Here is an 18,905-nt window from a genome sequence, read left to right as displayed (position 1 = left end):
AATTCAGAGCCGGCGTACGAGGTGCAGGCGATTCGTTCCATCGCGGCTGCCGTAGCGGACCTCGTGGAAGGCGGACTTGATCAGGGCCAGGCCCATGCCGCCCTCCGGCAGGCCGGCAAGATCCGTGGGATCGAACTGGAACGTGGTGTTCGCGTCGGCGTTGCGCAGCCGCTCGCGCGGGATCGGGCGGCCCTGGTCCCACAGGTCGATCTCGACGGCGGCGTCGCGCTCGCGCACGCGCAGCCGGATCTCGTGCCCCGGCTGGCCGGCATAACCGTGCTGCACGACGTTGGTCAGCGCCTCGGCAATCGCGAGCTCGATGGCATCGGCTTCCGAGCCGGAGAGCCAGTCCGGGAGCAGCGCGCGCAACTGCTGCGTCGCTTGGGCGACCGCCTCCAGCGTGGAGGGCACCCGCAGCTCGGCTTCTTGCATGGAAGCCTCAGGCTCCGGCGCGGGCCAGCGCCGTGGCACGGTCGGCGTCGATGGCGAACACCTTGTCCATGCGCGTGAGGTGGAACAGGCTCAGCACCGGGCCGCGCGCGTTGCACACGGCGAGCGTGCCCTGCGCGCCAAGCGCTTTCAGGATCGAGACCAGCGCGCCGAGGCCGCTGGAGTCGAGGAACTCGACGCTGCCCAGATCGAGCACGAGGCGCTTCTCGCCCGCTTGCACGAGTTGCACCACCTGCTGCTTGAAGGCGGGCGCGACGGAGGCGTCGAGGCGCTTCACGCGGGGGACGACGACGGGAACGGAGGCGCCGCGGTCGATGTCGATGAGGTCCAAGCTGTCAGTCTCCTGTGGCGGGTGCGCGCGCGGCGCTGCAACTGTAGGCGAATCGCGTCACCAGGTGGCTCCCCAGCTGATGTTGATGCTGCCGCTGCGGACCTGGCCTTCGCCCAGCCCCCGCGCGCGGCCCGGCCAGCGATTGCCCGAGTAGTTGGCGTACTGGATGGTGAACGCGTGCGGGTCGCCCGGCGCGGTCCAGCCGAAGCCGTAGGTGTAGTCGGGATCCCAGGGCTGCTGCTGGCCCGTGTCGGGCCAGGCGAAGCCGGTGAAGTGCGCGAACCAGCCCTCGGGCCGGTCGTAGCGGCAGCCCAGCGCGAACGACACCTTGCCGCTGGCGATGCCACCCGACTGCTGCGTGAAGCGCGGCACGTAGTTGCCGTCGGCATGGCAGGTCGCGTGGTCGCCGTCACCGGCGAGCAGCAGCGGCTGCAGCGGCTCGGGCAGGCCGAAGCGGTAGATGGCGCTCCACTGCCCCTGGTCGAAGTTCCAGCGGCGCTCGCCGCGGGCGCCATCGGGCGACCAGCGGGTGCCGGTGTAGTTGGCGTAGATGAACGCCCAGTGCCCCAATTGGCCGTCGTCGTAGCCGAAGGCATAGGTGAAGTCGGGATCCCACGAACGCTGGCGGTCCCGGTGCAGGTAAGAGAACGCGGCGCCTTGCACGAACCACGCGCGATTCGATTCGAACGGTCGCCACCGCAGCAGCGCCTGCGCCGTCGCCGAGCCGGCACGTGAGCCTTGCGTGCCCGCGCCGGCCGGCGCGCCGCTGCGCAGCGGCAGATCCAGGCTCAGGCGCAGCGAGAACTCGGGCTCCTTCCACGGTACCGCGCCCGGCTGGTTCGGGCCCAACGGCGTGAACGCCGGGTCGACTTCGGCCGGCGGCTCGACGAAGGTGCCGCCGCGCTGCATGCGATCGGGCAGGCCTTGCACGTCCTGCGCGTGGACGAGGCCGCACGCGAGCAGCAGCGTGATGAGGGCAACTCGCATCAACGTGCCCATCGCATCGCCGGCACTGGCCGCTCGACGGGCCGCGGTAGTTCGTCCGCTTTCGGCGGCGCGACGGCCATGCTGCCCGCGACCCAGCGCCACACCCGCACCGAGCGGATGTCGAAATTCGCGGGCAGCGGTGCATCGATCGGGCCGCCCCAGGTGCCGCCCAGCGCGAGGTTGATGCGCAGGCGCATCGGCTGGCGCAGGGGGTCGGCGCCGCTGGGCAGCTTCGCTTCGTCGGGATCGAAGCGGAACCAGGGCTGGCCATCGAGCGAGACGACGATCGCCTGCGGCGTCCATTCCAGCGTGTGCGTGTGCCAGTTGCCTTCGAATCCCGGCACCACGCGGCTGTCGTTGCGGTGCTTGCGCGTGCGCGGCTCGCGGCCCCAGTGCACGCCGGCGAACACGGTGTCCGGGTGCTTGCCCACGGCTTCGAACACGTCGATCTCGCCGTAGACGCCCTCGCCTTCGTGCACCAGCCAGATGGCGGGCCACACGCCCGGTCCGGATGGCGTGCGCGCCACCACTTCGACGCGGCCGAACTGCATCGGCTCGCGCGCCATGAGCGACGCGGACGTGTACGTGCTGGCCTTGCGCGACGTGCGCCAGTCGCGCGATCCGGCGCGCCACTGCGCGTTCGGCACGGACTCGCGCCGCGCCTGCAGCCGCAGCACGCCGCCTTCGACGGCCACGTTGCGGTCGCTGTAGTACTGGTCTTCCTGGTTGCGCAGCCAGCCGGTCTCGAGGCGCCAGAACGCCGCGTCCAGCGCGCCGGCACGCGCGAAGTCCTCGTCGTGAGCGAGCTGCCAGTCAGCCATGGCGGACCCGGCGGCGGAGATCGCGACCAGCACCGCCAGGCGCCGGCAGGCCGAACGCACCCGCATGCGTCAACCGACCTCCACGACCAGCAGCGTCACGTCGTCGTCGAAGTCGCCCGGGTGCCAGGCGTGCAGCGCCGCGCCGACGGCGGCGCAGGTTTGCGTGGGCGACGCGGCGCGTTCGCGCGCCAGCACTTGCTGCAGGCGCTGGTCGCCGAACGCCGCGCCCGAGGCATCGACGCATTCCGTGATGCCGTCCGAGTACAGCACCAGCCGGGTGCCGGGCCGGACCTGCAGTTCCTGCGCCTCCCAGCCCGGGGCGGGGAGGATGCCGACCGGCACGCTGCCTTCGCCGACAGGAGTGAACGTCGTGTCGCCCGGCTGCGCGAGCAACGGCGGCGGATGCCCGGCGCCCACCAGCGCGAGCCGGCCGCTGACGCGATCGAGCAAGCCGTACACCAGCGTGAGGTACATCCCCGTCTCGTTGGTGCGCAGGAAGCGGTCGTTGTAGCGCTGCACGATGTCCAGCGCCGCCTGCCCCAGCGAGGCATCGGGCGCGATGGCGCGGACCACTTCGTTGGACGCGGCGCGCAGCTGGTGTTGCGTCGCGACGGCCATCATCGCGGCCGCCACGCCGTGGCCCGAGATGTCGGCGAGGTAGAAGCCCACCAGCCGGTCGCCCAGCGCGAACGAGTCGTACAGGTCGCCGCCGACGAAGCTGGACGCCTCGAACCAGCCTTCGCAGCGCACGCGGCCGAAGGCCTGCGGCGGCGGAAGTTGCGAGCGCTGCAGCGCCCGCGCGAGGTCGAGGTCGCGGCTGAGTTGCCCGTAGGCGCGCGAGAGTTCCTCGTTGCGCGCGGCGAGTCCTTCTTCGAGTGCCAGCACGCGTTCGGCCGCGCGCAACCGGGCGCCGAGTTCGGCGACCTGCAGCGGCTTGGTGATGAAGTCGTCGACGCCCGCTTCCATCGCGGCGACCAGCGCGCTCTCGTGGCCGGAGCCGGTGAGCATGATGCAGTAGACGTAGGCGCGCGAGGGCATCACGCGGATGGCGCGGCACAAGGCCAGGCCGTCCATGCGCGGCATCAGGCGGTCGGTGACCACCAGGTTGTAGTCGCCGCCGCGCAGGTGGCCGAGCGCGTCCTCGCCGTCGGTGCTTTCCTGCACCGCGCAGCCCCGGGATTCGAAGAAGGCGGCCAGCACCGCCCGGATCATCGGGTCGTCGTCGACGACCAGGACGCGCAACTCCAAGCCTCAGGCCTCCCCGCTCGCGGGCAGCGCGTCCAGGGCCGCTTGGGCGGTGTCGAAATCGGCCGCGGTGCGCGCGGGGCGCTCCATCAGCGCCTCGAGGCCGTGCTCGAGGGCCTTGGCTTGCGTGGACAGCTGCGGCAGCCCGAAGGTGCCGGCCGCCCCGGCCAGCGTGTGCACGCGCCGGTGCAGGTCCTCGATCGCGCCGGCGTCGGCGGGGGCGGCGCGGCAGGCGTCCAGGGCCGCGCGCAACTCGTGCAGGCGGTCCGGCAAATGCGCCCGCCAGTCCGCCCGCAGCGCGGCCAAGCGTACTTCGAAGGTGGGAGCCGGCGCGGCCATATGTAGTCGAAGGTACCACGCGCCGACACCCTGCGGTCGTCCCGTCGCATGCCCGGCAGCACTGCCGTCCTACACCAGCGCCCGGCCGGGCTGCCTACGATCCCGGCATGCCGGAAACCGCCACCACACCGAACCCCGAGAAGGTCGATCACGTCGACGTCAGCTGGGACTACGCCGTGTGCGCGTGGGCCCGGCACTTCAACGCCAGCGAGAAACAGGTGAAGGAAGCCGTCGCCGCCGTCGGCGACCGCGCGGATCGCGTGCGGGCGCACATCGAGGCGAAGCGGCAGGCGCGTTCGGAGCGGCCGTCGGGGAACTGAAACCCGTCGTCCCCTCGGAGGCGGGGGCCCACCGCTTCCCGACCAGCGGTCCATCGAAAAGCGGTGGATTCCCGCCTTCGCGGGAATGACGGCATGTCGTCAGCGCACGAGCCCGCGGCGAGCAGCTTCCAGCGTCGCTTCGGCGCGCGAAGAAACGTCCAGCTTGCGGTAGATGTGCTTGATGTGCTCGGCGATCGTGTGGCGGGACAGGCCGAGTTGCTGCGCGATTTCGGGCAAGGTGTAGCCCTTGGCGACGCGCTGCAGCACCACCGTTTCCTTCTCGCTCAGCCGCACCGGGCTGGGCGGAAGCGTCTGCGGCTCGGCCTTCGGGGGCGGCAGGGGCGCGCCGGCCTGGCCGAACAGGGACAGCACGCGCCGCGCGATCGGCGGTGACAGGGGCGGCTCGCCGTCGGCGATGCGCAGCAGCTGCGCGACCAACGCCTCGCGGGCCTGTTCCTTGAGCAGGTAGCCGAACGCGCCGGCCTGCAGCGCCGGGAACAGGTGGTCGTCGTCGTCGTAGATCGTGACCACGACGGCCAGGCAATCGGGCTGCTCGCGCCGCAGCGCCCGCACGATGTCGATGCCGTTGCCGTCCGGCAGGCCCAGGTCGACCAGCGCGAGGTCGAAGCGCTTCGACGCCGCCTGCGCGAGCCCCTCCTCCGCGCGGGCGGCGGTGGTGACTTCCAGTTCGGGGAACGCGGACCGCGCGACGTCCGCGAGCCACTCGCGCACGTCGGGCAGGTCCTCGACGATGAGTGCCTGCCGCATCACGCCGCCTGCGCTTCCGGTTGCGGCATCGGCACGTCGACCAGCAGCCGCAGGCCGCCCAGCGGGCCGGTGTCCAGCCCGTGCGAGCCGCCCAGCTGCCGGGCCCGGCGCTCGACCTGGGCCAGGCCCAGGCCCGACCGTGCGGCGGCAGGCGACGCGAGCCCGCGGCCGTCGTCGGACACCTCCAGGCGAAGGGCTGCGGCCAGGAAGCGGATGCGTACGGAGCAGCGCCTGGCGCCGCTGTGGCGGACGACGTTGGCGACCGCCTCGCGCAGGATGCGCGTCAGCTGCACCTGGCTGCGGGCGGGCAGCTGCGCCCCTTCGGGCGGTTCGGCGACGTCCCACTCGACTTCGATGCCGGCGGCGGCCAGCGCCTCGACGCATTCGGCGCGCCAGTCGGCCAGCACCTCCTGCGGCGTCGCGGCCGGGGCAGTGAGGCCGCGCACCGACAGCCGCATGTCCTGCAGTGCCTTGCGCGCGAGGCTGGCGATGCGGTCGGGCGCGGTGCCGGACTGGCCCGCCTGCACCAGCGCCATCAGCGAGGGGCCGAGGTCGTCGCTCAGGTCCGAGGCCAGGCGCCGCTGCTCGTCCAGCCGCTGCTGCAGTTCGGTGTTGCGGTGCTCGGCGCGCTCCAGGGCGCGCAGCAGGAAGGGACGGACGGTCACGGTAGAGGCACTGTACCCGCGCGCGGGGCGCCGCCATCCCCCCCGGATCGGGGGTCTGCGGGACGGCGCGGCCGGCCGGCCCGCCGGCCCCGTCCGCCTTCGCGTGCATTTACAAGCCCGCCGCCCGCATCAATAATGAACTCATCCTTCGCGCGCCCGCGCCGGGGACGAGCAACAACCAAGACCACCACCCGAGGAGAGAGGACCCCATGGACAACGCCAGCGTCGCACCCAGCGCATCCCCCGACCGCACCTTCGCCATCCTGGCCCACATCGGTGGCCTGTTCACCAGCTGGATCGCGCCGCTGGTGATCTACCTGATCAAGAAGTCCGAGGCCGGCGCGGAGTTCGCGACCGACAACGCCAAGGAAGCCCTGAACTTCCAGATCACGGTGTTCATCGTCTACATGGTCCTGACCTTCTCGTTCATCGGCCTGTTCCTGATCTTCATCCCCATGGTGTTCAACCTGGTGTGCAGCATCATGGCCGCCATCAAGGCCAGCAACGGCGAGAGCTTCCGCTACCCGCTGACGCTGCGGCTGGTCAAGTAAGCACGCGGCCCCACTGGCCCGGACAGGCCCCCGCAGGCACCGCCGCGGGGGCCTTTCCTTTGCTACCCTGCGCCGCATGAGTTCGCTCGTCGCGCGCTTCCGCCAGGTGGGCCTGCACCGGCCCCGTCTCATCGCCGCCACCGTGGCCGGCGCGATCTCGTTCTTCCTGCTGCCCAAGGACTGGACGTTCACGGCGCGCGTCCTGGTGGCGTGGAACCTGGGCGTCTGGCCGTACCTCGCGGCGTTCGCCTGGCTGACGATGCGCACCAGCGCCGAAGGCGTGCGCGGCATCGCGAAGCAGGAAGACGCCAGCAGCGTCGGCCTGATGGTGGTGATGTGCGGCGCCGCCATCCTGAGCCTGGCGGCGATCGTCGCCGAACTGGGACGGGCGAACGACTCGCCGGACAGCGCCCCGTTCATCTACGCCATCACCGCGCTGACGGTCGTGGGGTCGTGGCTGCTGATCGGCGCGCTCTACACGTTCCACTACGCGCACCTGTACTACTCGTCGCCCGCGCACCGGCTGCCGCTGGAGTTTCCCGAAGGCCTGAAGTCGCCGTCCTATGTGGACTTCATGTACTTCGCGCTCACAATCAGCGTGGCCGTGCAGACCTCCGACGTGTCCGTGCGCACGACGGCGATGCGCGCCACGGTCATGGTGCAGTCGGTGCTGTGCTTCTTCTTCAACCTCGCGATCCTGGGCCTGTCGATCAACATGGCGGCGGGATTCGCGGGCGGGCGATGAGCGCGACGACCGTCGTCCTGGACCTGGACGGCGTGATCCTGCAGACGACGCTGGTCAAGGCCGCAGCCATGCTCTCGCTGTTCGACGTCGACAGAGCGACGAAGCAGCGCATCGAAACCTACATCCTGGCCAACGGCGGTGTCCGCCGGGACCACAAGATCGCGCACATCCTCCGGACGTTCCTCGGCGTGGCGGACCCCGGTCCCGCGTTGCCCCGCTATCTCGCAAAGTACGCCGGCACGCTCGATGCTGCGCTGGCGCGCGCCCCGCTCGTCCCCGGCGTGGAACGCTTCCTCGCGTCTGCCGGGTTCACGTTCCACGTGAGTTCTTCGGCCCCCGACGATGAAGTCCGGCAGCAGTTGCGCTCGCGCGGGCTTCTTTCGTGCTTCGCATCCATCTCCGGCGCGTCGACACCGAAGGCGGACGCGCTCATGCAGGTCCGGGCCACCACGTCCGGCGAACTCCCGGTGTTCTTCGGCGATGCCCTCGGCGACTGGGCGGCGGCACGCGCAGCAGCCGTTCCCTTCGTCGGGCTGGTGCACGAGCGGGACAACTTCGAAGACCTGCACGTCGTCAAGCTGCGCGACTTCTCCTCGCCCACCATCGTGCACGATTGCATCGCGACCGCACGCCTGCGTTGATGCCGTCGCTCACGACGGCTGGCGCGGCGCGAACATGATGATGGCCATGCCCACGAGCGACACCGCCACGCCGACCCAGTCGGTCCAGGTCGGGCGCACGCCGTCGACCACGCGCAGCCACACGATCGCCACGCCGATGTAGACCCCGCCGTAGGCGGCGTAGACGCGGCCGGCCGCGGTCGGATGCAGCGACAGCAGCCACGCGAAGAGCGCGAGGCTCAAGGCGCCCGGCACGACGCATTGCTTGACCCTCAAGCCACTTGAGGTCCTAGTGTCCGGTCCGTGGGCGATCGGCCCATGCCATCGGAAGAGATTGACATGAAGTCCTGGAAGCTCGTTCTTGGTGCCGGCGCGGCGTGTGCCGCCTGTTGCGCCGTCCCCGTCGTCGGCGGCCTGGCCGCCTTCGGCCTGGGGGCAGGCACATTCGCGGCCATCGGCGCCGCGCTGGCTGCCTGTCCCGAAGCGTGGGTTCCGTTCGCGGCAGTGGCGGTCGCCGCAGGCCGTTGCTGCTCCTGACGCTGGGTCGCTGGCGACTCCGTCAGCGCGTTGAGTCGCCATGCACGACCGTTGCGGCGACGGACGAGTTTCAAGCCGTCCAGCGGCCACAACCCTTCACGGGTTTTCCCCCAGAAACTCGCAACCGCGCGGGGTGTCCAACAGCACGAGCGTGGGCAAACCCTGATGGAATCCATTTGGGGCAATGCTTACGCTGGCGGTGCACGAGTGAGGTGGCGAGCCTCGCACGTGCTCCTTGATGAGTGAGTGAGAGTCTCGAGCGTTCATCTGGTTGGGGCCCCTTCAGGGGCCCCTCTTTTTTGGGAGGCTGGCGCGGGCGCTACCATTCGGACCATGCCTTCCAAGCGCGCAGCGCCCGCCAGCCTGGACGAGCCCGCCCTCCGCGTCCTGCGGCAGTTCCGGCTCGTGTTCAACACCATCAAGACCCACTTCCGCGAGGTCGAAAAGCGAGCCGGCATCGCCGGGGCGCAGGTCTGGGCGCTCAGCGTCGTGCGCGAACAGCCGGGCATCGGGGTCAGCGGCCTCGCGCGAGAGATGGACATCCACCAGTCCACGGCCAGCAACCTGGTGAAGCCGCTGCTGGAACAGGGCCTGCTGGTCTCCGACCGCGGCGACGACAAGCGCGCCGTGCACCTGCGCATCACGCCCGGCGGCACCCGCGTGCTGCGCAAGGCGCCGATGCCGCTGAGTGGCGTGCTGCCGCGCGCGCTGGCGCAGCTGGACACGCGCACGCTGGCGCGGCTGGAGCGGGATCTCGATGCCGTGGTGTCGGTGCTGGACAAGCCGATTGCGCGCGATGCGCGGTTGCCGCTGGGGCGGTCGGCGGAAGAGGAAGCCGCGGCGCCGGTGCGGCGCAAGCGCGCGGCCTGACATCCACGTCGTCCCCGCGTCAGGCGGGGACCCATCGCTTTCATCGAAGCTCGCGAAGACGGAAGCGATCGATTCCCGCCTTCGCGGGAAATGACGAGGGCGCGCGGGAATGACGGAGGGGTCCCTACAATCCGCGCTCCTTCCGGAGCCACGATGTCCTCGATCCTGCGCGCGCCGCTTGCGGCGGCCCTCCTCGCCCTTCTCACGAGCGCACACGCCGCACCCGCGCCCGTGCGCGACACGCCAGAGACGATCCATGGCGTGACGGTGCACGACCCGTACCGCTACTTCGAGAACGTCAAGGATCCCGAAGTCCTGAAGTGGATGCGTGACCAGGGCGCGCAGGCGCGCCAGGTGCTCGACGCGATCCCCGGCCGCGACGCGCTCGGCAAGCGCGTCGCGCAGCTGTCCGAAGCGTCCGGCGACAGCTACACCAACATCGTCCGCATGCCGGGCGACCGGCTCTACTCCCTGAAGCGCGCCCGCGGCGAGCGCCAGGCCAAGCTGGTGGTGCGCCAGGGCGGCAAGGAGCGGCTGCTGGTCGACCCCGAGGTCGAGGCCAGGCGCACGGGCGTGCCGCATGCGATCAACTACTTCCGGCCGTCCTGGGACGGCGCCTACGTCGCCTACGGCATGTCGGCCGGCGGCTCCGAGGACGCGTCGCTGTACATCCACGACGTCAAGGCCGGCAAGGCCGTGGGCCAGCCGATCCCGCGCGTGCGCGAGGCCAACGTGTCGTGGCTGCCGGACAGCCGCTCGTTCACCTACAACCAGCTGCGCGCGCTCGATCCCGAGACACCGGAGACGGAGGCCTACCAGGACTCCAACGTGATGTGGCAGCGCGTCGGCGCACCCGCGGCGCAGGCCCGCGCGGTGTTCGGGCCCACCGTCAACAAGCAACTGGGCCTGGTGCGCCTGGACGTCGGCGCGATCGTGTTCGAGCCGGGCAGCCGCTGGATGGTGGTGCGCACCACCGACACCACCGCGCCCGAAGGCTCGCTGTTCGTCGCGCAGGTGAGCGACCTCGCCAAGGGCGGCGACGTGCCTTGGAAGCGCATCGCCTCGCCGTCCGACGCCATCGTCGACATCGAGTTGGCGGGCGACCAGCTCTACTTCCAGACCCACAAGGACGCGCCGCTGTTCAAGGTCATGAAGCTGGACCTGCGGCAGCCGCAGCTGGCGCGCGCCGTCGAAGTTGCGCGTCCTCCCGCGGGGGCGGTGCTCGAAGGCTTCAACGTCGGCCGCGCGGGCGTGCTGGGCTCCGTGCGCGAAGGCACGGCGATCGGCCTGCGCCTGTACACCGCCGGTGACACGGCCGGCCGCGCCGTGCCGCTGCCCTTCCACGGCGCCGCCGGCGTGCACGCGGACCCTGCGCACGCCTACGACGACTGGCTGTACACGCTCACCGGCTGGACCGAGCCCGCGCGCGATTTCCGCCTGCACGGCATGAAGTCCACCGACACCGGCCTGCGCCAACCGAAGAAGGTTCCGGGGGCGCCGGAGATCGTCGTGACCGAAGTGCAAGTGCGCAGCCACGACGGCGTCGAGGTGCCGCTGACGCTGGTGCACAAGAAGGGCCTGAAGCGCGACGGCAGCAACCCGACGCTGCTGTTCGGCTACGGCGCCTACGGCTTCTCCTTCACCGCTGCGTACCGGCCCACCAGCATCGCGTGGCTGGAACGCGGCGGCATCCTGGCCTATGCCAACGTGCGCGGCAGCGGCGTGCACGGCGAGCCGTGGCACCTGGCCGGCTTCAAGCAGACCAAGCGCAACACGTGGAAGGACGGCATCGCGTGCGCGCAGTGGCTGGTCGCGCAGCGCTATGCGTCACCGGCGACGATGGGCGCGCTGGGCGGCAGCGCCGGCGGCATCTTCGTCGGCCGCATGGTGACCGAGGCGCCGCAGCTGTTCGCGGCGGCGATCTTCGAAGTGGGCGTGATGGATGCGGTGCGCGCCGAAGAAAGCGCGAACGGCGTGACGAACATTTCCGAGTTCGGCAGCTGGCGCAATCCGCAGGAGTTCCCGGCGCTGCTGGAGATGAGCACGTACCACCAGGTCAAGGACGGCACGCCCTATCCCGCCGTGATGCTGGTGCACGGCGTGAACGACCCGCGCGTCGACGTCTGGCACAGCGCCAAGGCCGCCGCGCGCCTGCAAGCCGCCACCACGAGCGGCAAGCCGATCCTGCTGCGCCTGGACGAGCAAGCCGGCCACGGCATGGGCAGCACGCGCACGCAGCGCGACGCGCTGACGGCGGACGTGTATGCGTTCCTGCTGTGGCAGATGGGAAAGATGAAGCGCTAGTCGCCATTCCCGCGGAGGCGGGAATGACGGGTCACTTCTTCGCCGCCGCCGCGCCCATGGACTTGGTGGGCTCGTCCTTCTTGGCGGACGAATCCTTGTCGTCGTCCGTCTTGTCGTGCTTCCTGGCCTGGCCTTCGGGCACGAATTCGCCGCCGGTCAGCTCCCACTTGCCGTCGGAACGCTGCTTCCAGGCATGCTGCTCGTACTCCATGCCTTCCTTCTTCAGGACCCATTCGCCGCCCTTCCACTGGTAGCGGCCGTCCTTCCATTCGTAGTAGCCCTTGGACCAGACGTAGTCCTTGTTCGGCGCGGGCACCTGCTCCCACGAGCCGGACGGCGGCGGCACGTCGGTGACGACGGCTTCGGGCTCGGCCTTCTTCTTGGCCGCGGCGGCTTTTTCCTTCTTGGTGGCGGCGCCGACCGGCATGGCAACGGCCACGCACAAAGCGGCGGCGGCAAGGAAACGGATGTGCATCAGCTGACTCCTTGAGGTCATGCCGCGACTGTGGGCGGACAGCGCGGCCATGAGCGTGGGAGGGGCCCGGCACAGGGTGCCGGACGGGTCCGACTCAGCGGCTGATCTGCTGCAGCGCAGCTTGCACGCCGGCGAGACCGCCGACGCGCTGGCCATTGATGAAGACCTGCGGCATCTGGCGCACCGACGGCCCGCACCTGGCATAGAACGCGAGCCGCTCGGCCTCGTCGTCGATCTTCACTTCCTCGTAGGCGAGCGACCGCGACTTGAGCAGGCTCTTCACGCTGTCGCACTGCGGGCAGGCGGATTTCGAATAGACGGTGATCTGCAGGTCCATGGCGAAAGTCTACCGTCCACCCAGCTGCATCCAGAGGTACGCGTATTCCAGCGCATCGATGTGCGCCTCCTGCTTCGCATCCGCCGCGCCGCCGTGCCCGCCTTCGATGTTCTCGTAGTACAGCAGGTCGTGACCCATCGACAGCAGCTTCGCGGCCATCTTGCGCGCGTGGCCCGGATGCACGCGGTCGTCGCGCGTGCTGGTCGTGAACAGCACGCGCGGGTACTGCACGCCCCGCTTGACGTTCTGGTACGGCGAGTACTTCGAAATGAACGCCCACTGCTTCGGGTCGTCCGGGTCGCCGTACTCCGCCATCCAGCTCGCCCCGGCCAGCAGCTTGTGGAAGCGGCGCATGTCCAGCAGCGGCACCTGGCACACGATGGCGCCGAACAGGTCCGGCCGCTGCGTGAGCATCGCGCCCATGAGCAAACCGCCATTGCTGCCACCCATGGTGCCCAGTTGCTTCGGCGTCGTGATGCGCTGCGCGACGAGGTCTTCGGCCACCGCGATGAAGTCGTCGTAGCTGCGCTGCTTGTGCTCGAGGATGGCGGCCTGGTGCCACTCGGGCCCGTACTCGCCGCCGCCGCGGATGTTGGCGATCACCAGCACGCCGCCGCGTTCCAACCACTGGCCGCCGCGCAGCGACTGGTACGACGGCTGCATGTTCACCTGGAAGCCGCCGTAGCCATACAGCAGCGTCGGCAACGGCGTGCCCGCCTGCGCACCGCGCGGCCACACGACGAAGTAAGGCACGCGCGTTCCGTCCTTGCTGGTGGCGAAGCGCTGCTCCGCGCGCATCCCGGCGCTGTCGAAGCGCGCAGGCGCCTGTCGCAGCAATGTCGGCGCGCCATCACCCGCCTTCGCCAGCAGCACGCGATCGGGCGTGAGGAAGTCCTCGTAGCCGATGAAGTACAGGTCGGCCAGCGGGTCCACGTCGAGCCCCTCCTCCTTCAGCGGCGCGACCCACGCGGTGGCGGCGCGCGGCAGGTCCAGCGTGCGGCCTTGCCAGCGGCCCGACGCGTCGCGGTGCCATTCCTCGATGCGGCTGCTGACGTCGTCCAGGATGTTGAGCAGCACGTGCGAGCGCGTGAAGCTGTAGCCGCCGCGCTCCAGGCTGCGCGAGGGCGTCGGCGTGAACAGCACGTCGAACTTGCGCTCGCCACGCAGGTAGGCGTCGAAGCTGGTGGCCAGCAGCGTGCCGGCCTTGTAGGTGGCGCCGCCGACCGTCCAGTCGCTGCGCGGCTGCAGCAGCAGCACGTCGCCCTCGGTGTCGAGGTCGCAGTCCTCGGGTTTGTCGATGCGCTGCAGCCGGCCGTCGGCCAGCAGCAGGTGCGACTCGTCGCGGTAGAAGTCGATCGAGCGCGACACGAACGCGCGGTGCGCGCCGCCGGGCAGGTGCTCGACGTGCACCGACGCGCTGACGTCGGACTTCTTTCCTTCGTACACCGTCGTCGCCGACGCCAGCGGCGTGCCGCGCTTCCAGCGTTTGACGATGCGCGGATAACCCGAGTCGGTCATGGAGCCCGGGCCGAAGTCGGTGGCGACATACAGCGTGTCGCGATCGAGCCAGGCCACGTCCGACTTCGCTTCCTCCAGCTGGAAGCCGCCATCGACGAAACGCTTGGCCACGAGGTCGAACTCACGCACCACATGCGCGTCCGAGCCGCCGCGCGACAGCGAGATGAGCGCCCGATCGATCTCCGCCTCCGTCCGCGCCGGCACCGCGGCCGCGCCCGCCCACACCCAGCTCACGCCCTCGGCCTTGCCCAGCGCGTCGACGTCCAGCACGACGTCCCACGTCGGCTGCGGATTGCGGTAGTCGTCCAGCGACGTGCGCCGCCACAGCCCGCGTGGATGCTCGTCGTCGGTCCAGAAGTTGTAGACGTACGCACCGCGGCGAACGATGTAGGGAATGCGGTCCTTGGCTTCGAGGATCGACAGCAGGCGCTTCTCGGACTCCGCGAAGCCGGGCCGCTTCATCAGGATCGCTTCGGTCACGGCATTGCGTTCGCGCACCCAAGTCAAGGCGCGCTCGCCTTCGACGTCTTCGAGCCAGAGGAAGGGGTCGTTCTCAGTCGAATTGGAATCGGTCATTGGGATGGGTTGGAGCGGAGAGCACGCGACCACGGAGAGCGCGGCCAGCTGGGCCAGGGTGGCGCGGCGGGTGGGCATGGGAGGGGAGCATTGTGACGGGGCGTCGCGCCTGAGGTGGCCGGCAACAGGCGCGCGGGTTTGCCCTGTCAGGACGCGCAGTCGAACGCCTCGAGCCGTGGATAGACTAGCTCAACAAGACACTTGCGATTCAGCGAGCGGCGAGCTTATCGATCGAGTGCGCGGGGTCGCGTCGTGAATCGCCGTCTACATTGAGTTAGGCAGCAGCATGGAAGCATCGCGCTTCAACGTGTTCGGTCACATCTATGAGCTGCGCCGCGAAGGCGGAGCTTGGCGTGCGCTGGCCGTAGGCAACGATGGGAAGCTGGGGCCTGCCGGTTTCGAAGTGCCCTCGTTTGTGGAAGACGGCGAACTCGAAGAGTTCTTGTTCGACCTATTCCACGAGAGTGCCACACCAACGAACGGCGACGTTCGGAGGATCGTGCGATGACTATCGGTCGTTGGGCGGTGCAGCTGTCCAACATGTCGTTCGACACGGACGCCGCAGCAGCTACGCACGCTGAACGTGCTCGCCTCCGCCTCGCCGGTCAACTCCGGCGTTCGGCGTCAGAATACCGCCATGTCAGCGTTCCGGAACGCGTTCTTGGCCATGGCCCTGTTGCTGCTCGCGACGGCGCCACGCGCCCAGGGCATCGACGCACCGAATGTCGTACCCGTCACCGAGCTACTCGTGACATCGGGTCAACCCACTGCCGATGCGCTCTCCCGCTTGGGTGCCGCCGGTTTCCAGGCGGTCATCTACCTGGCACCCAGCACCGTGCATAGCGCTGTGCAGGAAGAACCTGCCCTTCTCGCCAAGCAGGGCATCGAGTTCGTTCAGATCCCCATCCCTTTCGCCACTCCGAGCGCCGGTCACTTTCGGACAGTCACTGCTGCACTGCAGCGGCTGAAAGACAAGAAAGTACTCGTGCACTGCGAGGTGAACATGCGCGCGTCCAGCATGGTGTTCCTTCATCGCGTGGTCACGCTCAAGGACGAACCGGCTTCCGCCTTTGCCTTCGTCACCAGGGTCTGGTCGCCTCGCGGCCCATGGCGGACGCTCATCGAAGAACAACTTCGCGAGAGCGGGATCCGATTCGAACTCCTTTGAGGGCCGTTCCGTGAGGGAGAACCAGTCGTAAGCTCGCACCTGCGGCACGCATCCTGCCAGGGGCATCCGGCCGCGCGACCGGAGGTGTGAAATGCTGAAAACTTACCGCGGCAGCTGCCACTGCGGCGCCGTGACCTTCGAGGCCGACCTCGATCTCACGCAGAGTTCCTACCGGTGCAACTGCTCCATCTGCCGCAGGACGCGCTTCTGGCCCGCGGTCGCCAAGCCGGAAGGCTTCCGCCTGCTCTCCGGCGAGGCGGAACTCACGCAGTACCTGTTCAACTCCAGGAAGAACCAGCACTACTTCTGCCGCGTCTGCGGTGTGCGGCCGTTCGGTGTCGGGACGGACACGCCGATGGGCGTCATGTATGGCGTGAACCTGGGCTGCCTCGAGGACGTCTCCGACGAGGAGCTGTCGCGGATCCCCATCACCTACGTCGACGGCTTGCACGATCGCTTCGCGCCGCCGTCGCACTTGGCCCACCTATGACTTCGGGACCATCGCCCGCAATTCGGCGAGCAGCGCATCAAAGCCTTCTCTGGGCGGGATCTGGACTACTTCCCCGCCCTGCCTCGAAGGTAGGCGGGGTGGGCGGTCGCGGGCTTGATCCAGGTCAGTCAACTTGCTCCAAGAGCTCACTGGCAGCTCGAAGCTCCTCGGAGCGGCTAACGAGGAAGCCGCGCCAGGTCGATCAAGTCAGAGAACTGTCGCCCCAGCCCGCGAAATTCCGCCGGGACGGACAGGCGCAGTGTCTTGCGGCCACAGATCGTGCACTGGAAGCAACTGGCGCAGGGGACCAGGGCATGCCACCAGTGCTTCTCCACCTGGACGGACCGGTACCCACCGCAGCGACGACACTGCATATTCGCCTCCTAGCAGTCGAGTATCGATCCAGGAGTCCGGCCTCGACGCAGCGGTTGATCCGAACGAGCTAGTGCTTAGCGCCCGCAAGCAGTCATCGCACTGTGCCAAGGCGACGCAGATCGATATCATGTTTTCGACCGCTCCTGCACTGATCCGAAAGCGGCCCGCATGAAGATCTCAGCCCGCGTGCGCAACCACGGCAATGGCCACGAAGTGCAGGTGTGCACGGGCGACACCACGCAACCCCTGGCGATCTCCGCGAAGGTGTCCGGCCGTGGCAGCTCGGTCAACGGCGGCGAGCTCCTGATGGCGGCGCTGGCGACGTGCTACTGCAATGACCTGTACCGCGAGGCCCAGCGCCTGGGGATCGCCATCGAGGCGGTGGAAGTGGAAGCAGCGGCGGAGTTCATCGACCGCGGGCTGTCGGCCTCGAACGTGACGTACCGCGCGAGGGTCCAGTCGCCCGAGCCGGCCGATCGCATCGAGCAATTACTCCGGGAAACCGATGCGGTCGCGGAAGTGCACAACACCCTTCGCGCGCAGGTGCCTGTCCAGCTGGTGCCCTGGTAGTCCACCGCACGCCATCGCCTGGGCGGCGCGCGCATCACGGCCCCGGTGGCAGGGGACGCCGCTCCATGAAGGCCATGGCTTGCTCGAACAGGGCGGACGTCTGCAATTCGAGGCTGTCCACTTGCACCTTCATCAAGGCCACCGCCAACGCAGGCACCTCCGCCTGCCGGGCCTCGGTCAGCTGGACGCGCGCGCGCTCCCACTCGCGACGCGATTGGTTCCAGCGCTCGAGCGCAGCGATGAGCTGACCATCCGCGGCTGCCAATGCGGGTAGGTCACCAGCGGCCCACGGAAGTTCCCCGCGTCAGAACGGGACGCACCCTAATGCATTCGAACGATGTCTCGGGCGCCTTCTCTTGACAGACTTCGGCGCTCTACGGCCTGCAAAGAGGAGAGACCATGTCGCGCAATTCACTGTTCGTGATCACGCTGGTGGTAGTGGGCGGCCTGGCGGCCGGCGTGGCTTACGGGATGTTCGCGGTCGGCACGATGGAGCAGCTCGAGAAAAGCAAGATGTACTTCGCTGCGGCGGTCCTCGCCTTCCTGGCCTTCATCTTCATGCTCGCGATGATCTTCTACGCGCTGGGTCCCCTGCCCACGGATGGAACGACAGAGCCCGCGGGCCGGGCGATCTTCGATGCTTGCGTGAAGGTGATCCCGCCGCTGGCCACGCTGATCATCGGTTTCTACTTCGGCGCGTCGCAGATCGGAGCGGCGCCCTCCCAGGCGGCCGCGGCGGTTCAATCCAGCGCGCCGACAGGCAGGTGACCAGCGCTAGCGGTTTCGCGAGACACCTTCCGGCCATCAGCGTTCGGTCGAAAACTCCACCTCGGCGGCCGTCGCCGTCGCGCACTTCCGCCCCGGATACGTCGACCACGACATCGTCACGTTCAGGTCGATGACGATCCCGCGCGCATCGATCTCGGTGCCATCGCCCAGGTCGATCGCATTGGTGGTGTGCGCATCCTTCAGCAACGTGACGTCGTAGCCGCGCTCCAGCCCGGCATACGCGGTCGAGCGCACGCACCAGTTGGTCGAGGCGCCGCAGACCACGAGGTGGCTCACGCCCATCTGCGCCAGTTCCTGCTCCAGCGGCGTGTGCTCGAACGCGGAGTTGTGCGCCTTCGACATCCGAAGCTCGCCCTCGCGCGGCCTGAGGTCGGGCACGAGCTTCCACGGGTCGCTTCCGCGCGGGTACTCGTGCTCGTCCTCCTGCTGGATCCAGATCACCGGCACGCCAGCCGTGCGGGCACGGTCGAGGGCGACGTTGATGTTGCCGATGATGCGTTGTGCATCCCAGGCGTCGCCGATCACGCCTTGCTGCGCGTCGATGACGAGGAGCGCTGGTTGCTGTCCGCTGCGGATGGTGGCCATGGGGGCAGGATAAAGCAGCGATCCGCTGCGTTCTAGCCCCATTGGGATGGATTCCGGCTTTCGCCGGAATGACAAGGCACTCAGAACGTCGGTGCCGCGGCTGCGTCCTCGGCATTGGGCGCAAGCGACGGCAGCGCCGGGACCAGGTCGATCGCCTTGAATTCGCTGATCAGTGCGCCGATGCTCGAGGTCTCGGGCGCCGGCTGCATGCGAGACGCCGTCTGCGACACCAGCGAGCCAATCCAGCTCGCAACGACGACGGCGGCAATCGCAACGGCCGCCAGGACGAGGACGGCAGTCGGCCTGGAAGCGCCCGGCCATCCTTGGGGAATGAGAACCATCGTTCCGCTCCTTGCGAAGCACGCTCGATCAGCGCGCGCGCAATCTAGGCGGCACGCCGCCCGGATTCAAACCTTCGCTCGCACCGGTAGCAGGTGATGCCTGCGCTTACCTCGCGGCCGGGCGGCAG

Annotated in this window: 26 protein-coding genes and 1 pseudogene; 12 read left to right on the top strand and 15 right to left on the bottom strand. The window is 69.1% G+C overall.

Translation table 11 applies throughout. The features are described 5' to 3' along the window. Positions 1–3: 3 nt before the first annotated feature. The 6 genes from I8E28_RS07100 to I8E28_RS07075 are packed head-to-tail and all read right to left on the bottom strand — an operon-like array spanning position 4 to position 4,140. Positions 4–432, bottom strand: a complete 429-nt coding sequence (locus tag I8E28_RS07100; RefSeq protein ID WP_200787292.1) for an ATP-binding protein — start codon at positions 430–432, stop codon at positions 4–6. 7 nt (positions 433–439) lie between these two features. After that, positions 440–781, bottom strand: coding sequence for an STAS domain-containing protein (locus tag I8E28_RS07095; RefSeq protein ID WP_200787291.1), 342 nt, complete (start codon positions 779–781; stop codon positions 440–442). 57 nt (positions 782–838) lie between these two features. Continuing rightward, positions 839–1,768, bottom strand: coding sequence for a hypothetical protein (locus tag I8E28_RS07090; protein ID WP_200787290.1), 930 nt, complete (start codon positions 1,766–1,768; stop codon positions 839–841). Continuing rightward, the gene (locus I8E28_RS07085; RefSeq protein WP_200787289.1) at positions 1,768–2,655 is read right to left on the bottom strand and encodes a glycoside hydrolase family 16 protein; all 888 of its coding nucleotides are present in this window, start codon (positions 2,653–2,655) and stop codon (positions 1,768–1,770) included. Before I8E28_RS07085 ends, I8E28_RS07090 begins: the two co-directional genes overlap by 1 nt. A 3-nt stretch (positions 2,656–2,658) precedes the next feature. After that, positions 2,659–3,837: a PP2C family protein-serine/threonine phosphatase gene (locus I8E28_RS07080; RefSeq protein WP_200787288.1), complete on the bottom strand. Its 1,179-nt coding sequence runs from the start codon at positions 3,835–3,837 to the stop codon at positions 2,659–2,661. A gap of 3 nt (positions 3,838–3,840) precedes the next feature. After that, complete coding sequence (locus I8E28_RS07075; protein ID WP_200787287.1) at positions 3,841–4,140, bottom strand: Hpt domain-containing protein; 300 nt, start codon at positions 4,138–4,140, stop codon at positions 3,841–3,843. 140 nt (positions 4,141–4,280) lie between these two features. Between I8E28_RS07075 and I8E28_RS07070 the strand changes: the two genes are divergently transcribed. Further along, positions 4,281–4,493, top strand: coding sequence for a DUF3606 domain-containing protein (locus I8E28_RS07070; protein ID WP_200787286.1), 213 nt, complete (start codon positions 4,281–4,283; stop codon positions 4,491–4,493). Between the two features lie 99 nt (positions 4,494–4,592). Here I8E28_RS07070 and I8E28_RS07065 read toward each other — a convergent pair whose 3' ends face one another. Continuing rightward, positions 4,593–5,261 (bottom strand): response regulator, encoded by a 669-nt coding sequence (locus tag I8E28_RS07065; protein WP_200787285.1) that lies wholly within the window; start codon positions 5,259–5,261, stop codon positions 4,593–4,595. Continuing rightward, on the bottom strand, positions 5,261–5,926 hold the full coding sequence (locus I8E28_RS07060; protein ID WP_200787284.1) for a sensor histidine kinase: 666 nt from the start codon (positions 5,924–5,926) through the stop codon (positions 5,261–5,263). The genes I8E28_RS07065 and I8E28_RS07060 overlap by 1 nt, the downstream gene beginning before the upstream one ends. Before the next feature lie 209 nt (positions 5,927–6,135). Here I8E28_RS07060 and I8E28_RS07055 point away from each other — a divergent pair, with 209 nt between their 5' ends. From I8E28_RS07055 to I8E28_RS07045, 3 genes are all read left to right on the top strand, one after another. Continuing rightward, on the top strand, positions 6,136–6,477 hold the full coding sequence (locus I8E28_RS07055) for a DUF4870 domain-containing protein (protein WP_200787283.1): 342 nt from the start codon (positions 6,136–6,138) through the stop codon (positions 6,475–6,477). Positions 6,478–6,553: 76 nt separating this feature from the next. Then, entirely contained in the window at positions 6,554–7,222 is a 669-nt protein-coding gene (locus I8E28_RS07050) for a DUF1345 domain-containing protein (protein ID WP_200787282.1), read from the top strand. A gap of 32 nt (positions 7,223–7,254) precedes the next feature. Further along, on the top strand, positions 7,255–7,863 hold the full coding sequence (locus I8E28_RS07045; protein WP_200787281.1) for an HAD family hydrolase: 609 nt from the start codon (positions 7,255–7,257) through the stop codon (positions 7,861–7,863). Between the two features lie 9 nt (positions 7,864–7,872). Here the strand turns inward: I8E28_RS07045 and I8E28_RS20645 are convergent. Further along, positions 7,873–8,100, bottom strand: a pseudogene (locus I8E28_RS20645) (YnfA family protein); the annotation flags it as partial. 81 nt (positions 8,101–8,181) lie between these two features. On the opposite strand from I8E28_RS20645, the gene I8E28_RS20640 reads away from it, so the two are divergent. The 3 genes from I8E28_RS20640 to I8E28_RS07030 all read left to right on the top strand — a co-directional run bounded on the left by I8E28_RS20640 (position 8,182) and on the right by I8E28_RS07030 (position 11,553). After that, complete coding sequence (locus tag I8E28_RS20640) at positions 8,182–8,379, top strand: hypothetical protein (protein WP_239027198.1); 198 nt, start codon at positions 8,182–8,184, stop codon at positions 8,377–8,379. A 333-nt stretch (positions 8,380–8,712) separates the two neighbouring features. After that, positions 8,713–9,249 (top strand): MarR family winged helix-turn-helix transcriptional regulator, encoded by a 537-nt coding sequence (locus I8E28_RS07035; protein ID WP_200787279.1) that lies wholly within the window; start codon positions 8,713–8,715, stop codon positions 9,247–9,249. Positions 9,250–9,402: 153 nt separating this feature from the next. Next, positions 9,403–11,553, top strand: coding sequence for a prolyl oligopeptidase family serine peptidase (locus I8E28_RS07030; RefSeq protein WP_200787278.1), 2,151 nt, complete (start codon positions 9,403–9,405; stop codon positions 11,551–11,553). Positions 11,554–11,584: 31 nt separating this feature from the next. Here I8E28_RS07030 and I8E28_RS07025 read toward each other — a convergent pair whose 3' ends face one another. From I8E28_RS07025 to I8E28_RS07015, 3 genes are all read right to left on the bottom strand, one after another. Beyond that, positions 11,585–12,028, bottom strand: coding sequence for a YXWGXW repeat-containing protein (locus I8E28_RS07025; RefSeq protein WP_200787277.1), 444 nt, complete (start codon positions 12,026–12,028; stop codon positions 11,585–11,587). Positions 12,029–12,122: 94 nt separating this feature from the next. Beyond that, entirely contained in the window at positions 12,123–12,365 is a 243-nt protein-coding gene (locus tag I8E28_RS07020; RefSeq protein ID WP_200787276.1) for a glutaredoxin family protein, read from the bottom strand. A 9-nt stretch (positions 12,366–12,374) separates the two neighbouring features. Beyond that, complete coding sequence (locus tag I8E28_RS07015) at positions 12,375–14,459, bottom strand: prolyl oligopeptidase family serine peptidase (RefSeq protein ID WP_200787275.1); 2,085 nt, start codon at positions 14,457–14,459, stop codon at positions 12,375–12,377. A 286-nt stretch (positions 14,460–14,745) separates the two neighbouring features. Here I8E28_RS07015 and I8E28_RS07010 point away from each other — a divergent pair, with 286 nt between their 5' ends. The 4 genes from I8E28_RS07010 to I8E28_RS06995 all read left to right on the top strand — a co-directional run bounded on the left by I8E28_RS07010 (position 14,746) and on the right by I8E28_RS06995 (position 17,062). Beyond that, on the top strand, positions 14,746–14,967 hold the full coding sequence (locus tag I8E28_RS07010) for a DUF7661 family protein (RefSeq protein WP_200787274.1): 222 nt from the start codon (positions 14,746–14,748) through the stop codon (positions 14,965–14,967). Between the two features lie 159 nt (positions 14,968–15,126). Next, on the top strand, positions 15,127–15,627 hold the full coding sequence (locus I8E28_RS07005; RefSeq protein WP_200787273.1) for a protein tyrosine phosphatase family protein: 501 nt from the start codon (positions 15,127–15,129) through the stop codon (positions 15,625–15,627). 91 nt (positions 15,628–15,718) lie between these two features. Continuing rightward, the gene (locus tag I8E28_RS07000; protein WP_200787272.1) at positions 15,719–16,117 is read left to right on the top strand and encodes a GFA family protein; all 399 of its coding nucleotides are present in this window, start codon (positions 15,719–15,721) and stop codon (positions 16,115–16,117) included. Between the two features lie 543 nt (positions 16,118–16,660). Continuing rightward, entirely contained in the window at positions 16,661–17,062 is a 402-nt protein-coding gene (locus tag I8E28_RS06995) for an OsmC family protein (RefSeq protein WP_200787271.1), read from the top strand. Between the two features lie 34 nt (positions 17,063–17,096). Here I8E28_RS06995 and I8E28_RS06990 read toward each other — a convergent pair whose 3' ends face one another. Continuing rightward, positions 17,097–17,327: a hypothetical protein gene (locus I8E28_RS06990; protein WP_200787270.1), complete on the bottom strand. Its 231-nt coding sequence runs from the start codon at positions 17,325–17,327 to the stop codon at positions 17,097–17,099. 155 nt (positions 17,328–17,482) lie between these two features. Between I8E28_RS06990 and I8E28_RS06985 the strand changes: the two genes are divergently transcribed. Further along, positions 17,483–17,830, top strand: a complete 348-nt coding sequence (locus I8E28_RS06985; RefSeq protein WP_200787269.1) for a hypothetical protein — start codon at positions 17,483–17,485, stop codon at positions 17,828–17,830. A 36-nt stretch (positions 17,831–17,866) separates the two neighbouring features. On the opposite strand, the gene I8E28_RS06980 is transcribed toward I8E28_RS06985, so the two are convergent. After that, a complete protein-coding gene (locus I8E28_RS06980; RefSeq protein WP_200787268.1) occupies positions 17,867–18,436 on the bottom strand; it encodes a cysteine hydrolase family protein in 570 nt (189 codons plus the stop codon). Between the two features lie 80 nt (positions 18,437–18,516). Beyond that, positions 18,517–18,777: a hypothetical protein gene (locus I8E28_RS06975; protein ID WP_200787267.1), complete on the bottom strand. Its 261-nt coding sequence runs from the start codon at positions 18,775–18,777 to the stop codon at positions 18,517–18,519. Between the last annotated feature and the right edge of the window lie 128 nt (positions 18,778–18,905).

This window comes from Ramlibacter algicola, from assembly GCF_016641735.1.
Taxonomy (GTDB): Bacteria; Pseudomonadota; Gammaproteobacteria; order Burkholderiales; family Burkholderiaceae_C; genus Ramlibacter; species Ramlibacter algicola.
Note: the sequence above shows the minus strand (reverse complement) of the source record. Positions and strands in the feature narration are given on the sequence as shown.

What these genes read in the sequence shown, in the direction of transcription:
- I8E28_RS07090 (WP_200787290.1), bottom strand. Translation starts at nt 1,768, where the DNA reads ATGCGAGTTGCCCTCATCACGCTGCTGCTCGCGTGCGGCCTCGTCCAC.
- I8E28_RS07010 (WP_200787274.1), top strand. Translation starts at nt 14,746, where the DNA reads ATGGAAGCATCGCGCTTCAACGTGTTCGGTCACATCTATGAGCTGCGC.
- I8E28_RS07020 (WP_200787276.1), bottom strand. Translation starts at nt 12,365, where the DNA reads ATGGACCTGCAGATCACCGTCTATTCGAAATCCGCCTGCCCGCAGTGC.
- I8E28_RS07050 (WP_200787282.1), top strand. Translation starts at nt 6,554, where the DNA reads ATGAGTTCGCTCGTCGCGCGCTTCCGCCAGGTGGGCCTGCACCGGCCC.
- I8E28_RS06980 (WP_200787268.1), bottom strand. Translation starts at nt 18,436, where the DNA reads ATGGCCACCATCCGCAGCGGACAGCAACCAGCGCTCCTCGTCATCGAC.
- I8E28_RS20640 (WP_239027198.1), top strand. Translation starts at nt 8,182, where the DNA reads ATGAAGTCCTGGAAGCTCGTTCTTGGTGCCGGCGCGGCGTGTGCCGCC.
- I8E28_RS07055 (WP_200787283.1), top strand. Translation starts at nt 6,136, where the DNA reads ATGGACAACGCCAGCGTCGCACCCAGCGCATCCCCCGACCGCACCTTC.
- I8E28_RS07065 (WP_200787285.1), bottom strand. Translation starts at nt 5,261, where the DNA reads ATGCGGCAGGCACTCATCGTCGAGGACCTGCCCGACGTGCGCGAGTGG.
- I8E28_RS07035 (WP_200787279.1), top strand. Translation starts at nt 8,713, where the DNA reads ATGCCTTCCAAGCGCGCAGCGCCCGCCAGCCTGGACGAGCCCGCCCTC.
- I8E28_RS07070 (WP_200787286.1), top strand. Translation starts at nt 4,281, where the DNA reads ATGCCGGAAACCGCCACCACACCGAACCCCGAGAAGGTCGATCACGTC.
- I8E28_RS07030 (WP_200787278.1), top strand. Translation starts at nt 9,403, where the DNA reads ATGTCCTCGATCCTGCGCGCGCCGCTTGCGGCGGCCCTCCTCGCCCTT.
- I8E28_RS06975 (WP_200787267.1), bottom strand. Translation starts at nt 18,777, where the DNA reads ATGGTTCTCATTCCCCAAGGATGGCCGGGCGCTTCCAGGCCGACTGCC.
- I8E28_RS07005 (WP_200787273.1), top strand. Translation starts at nt 15,127, where the DNA reads ATGGCCCTGTTGCTGCTCGCGACGGCGCCACGCGCCCAGGGCATCGAC.
- I8E28_RS07000 (WP_200787272.1), top strand. Translation starts at nt 15,719, where the DNA reads ATGCTGAAAACTTACCGCGGCAGCTGCCACTGCGGCGCCGTGACCTTC.
- I8E28_RS07085 (WP_200787289.1), bottom strand. Translation starts at nt 2,655, where the DNA reads ATGCGGGTGCGTTCGGCCTGCCGGCGCCTGGCGGTGCTGGTCGCGATC.
- I8E28_RS07025 (WP_200787277.1), bottom strand. Translation starts at nt 12,028, where the DNA reads ATGCACATCCGTTTCCTTGCCGCCGCCGCTTTGTGCGTGGCCGTTGCC.
- I8E28_RS07015 (WP_200787275.1), bottom strand. Translation starts at nt 14,459, where the DNA reads ATGACCGATTCCAATTCGACTGAGAACGACCCCTTCCTCTGGCTCGAA.
- I8E28_RS06995 (WP_200787271.1), top strand. Translation starts at nt 16,661, where the DNA reads ATGAAGATCTCAGCCCGCGTGCGCAACCACGGCAATGGCCACGAAGTG.
- I8E28_RS07100 (WP_200787292.1), bottom strand. Translation starts at nt 432, where the DNA reads ATGCAAGAAGCCGAGCTGCGGGTGCCCTCCACGCTGGAGGCGGTCGCC.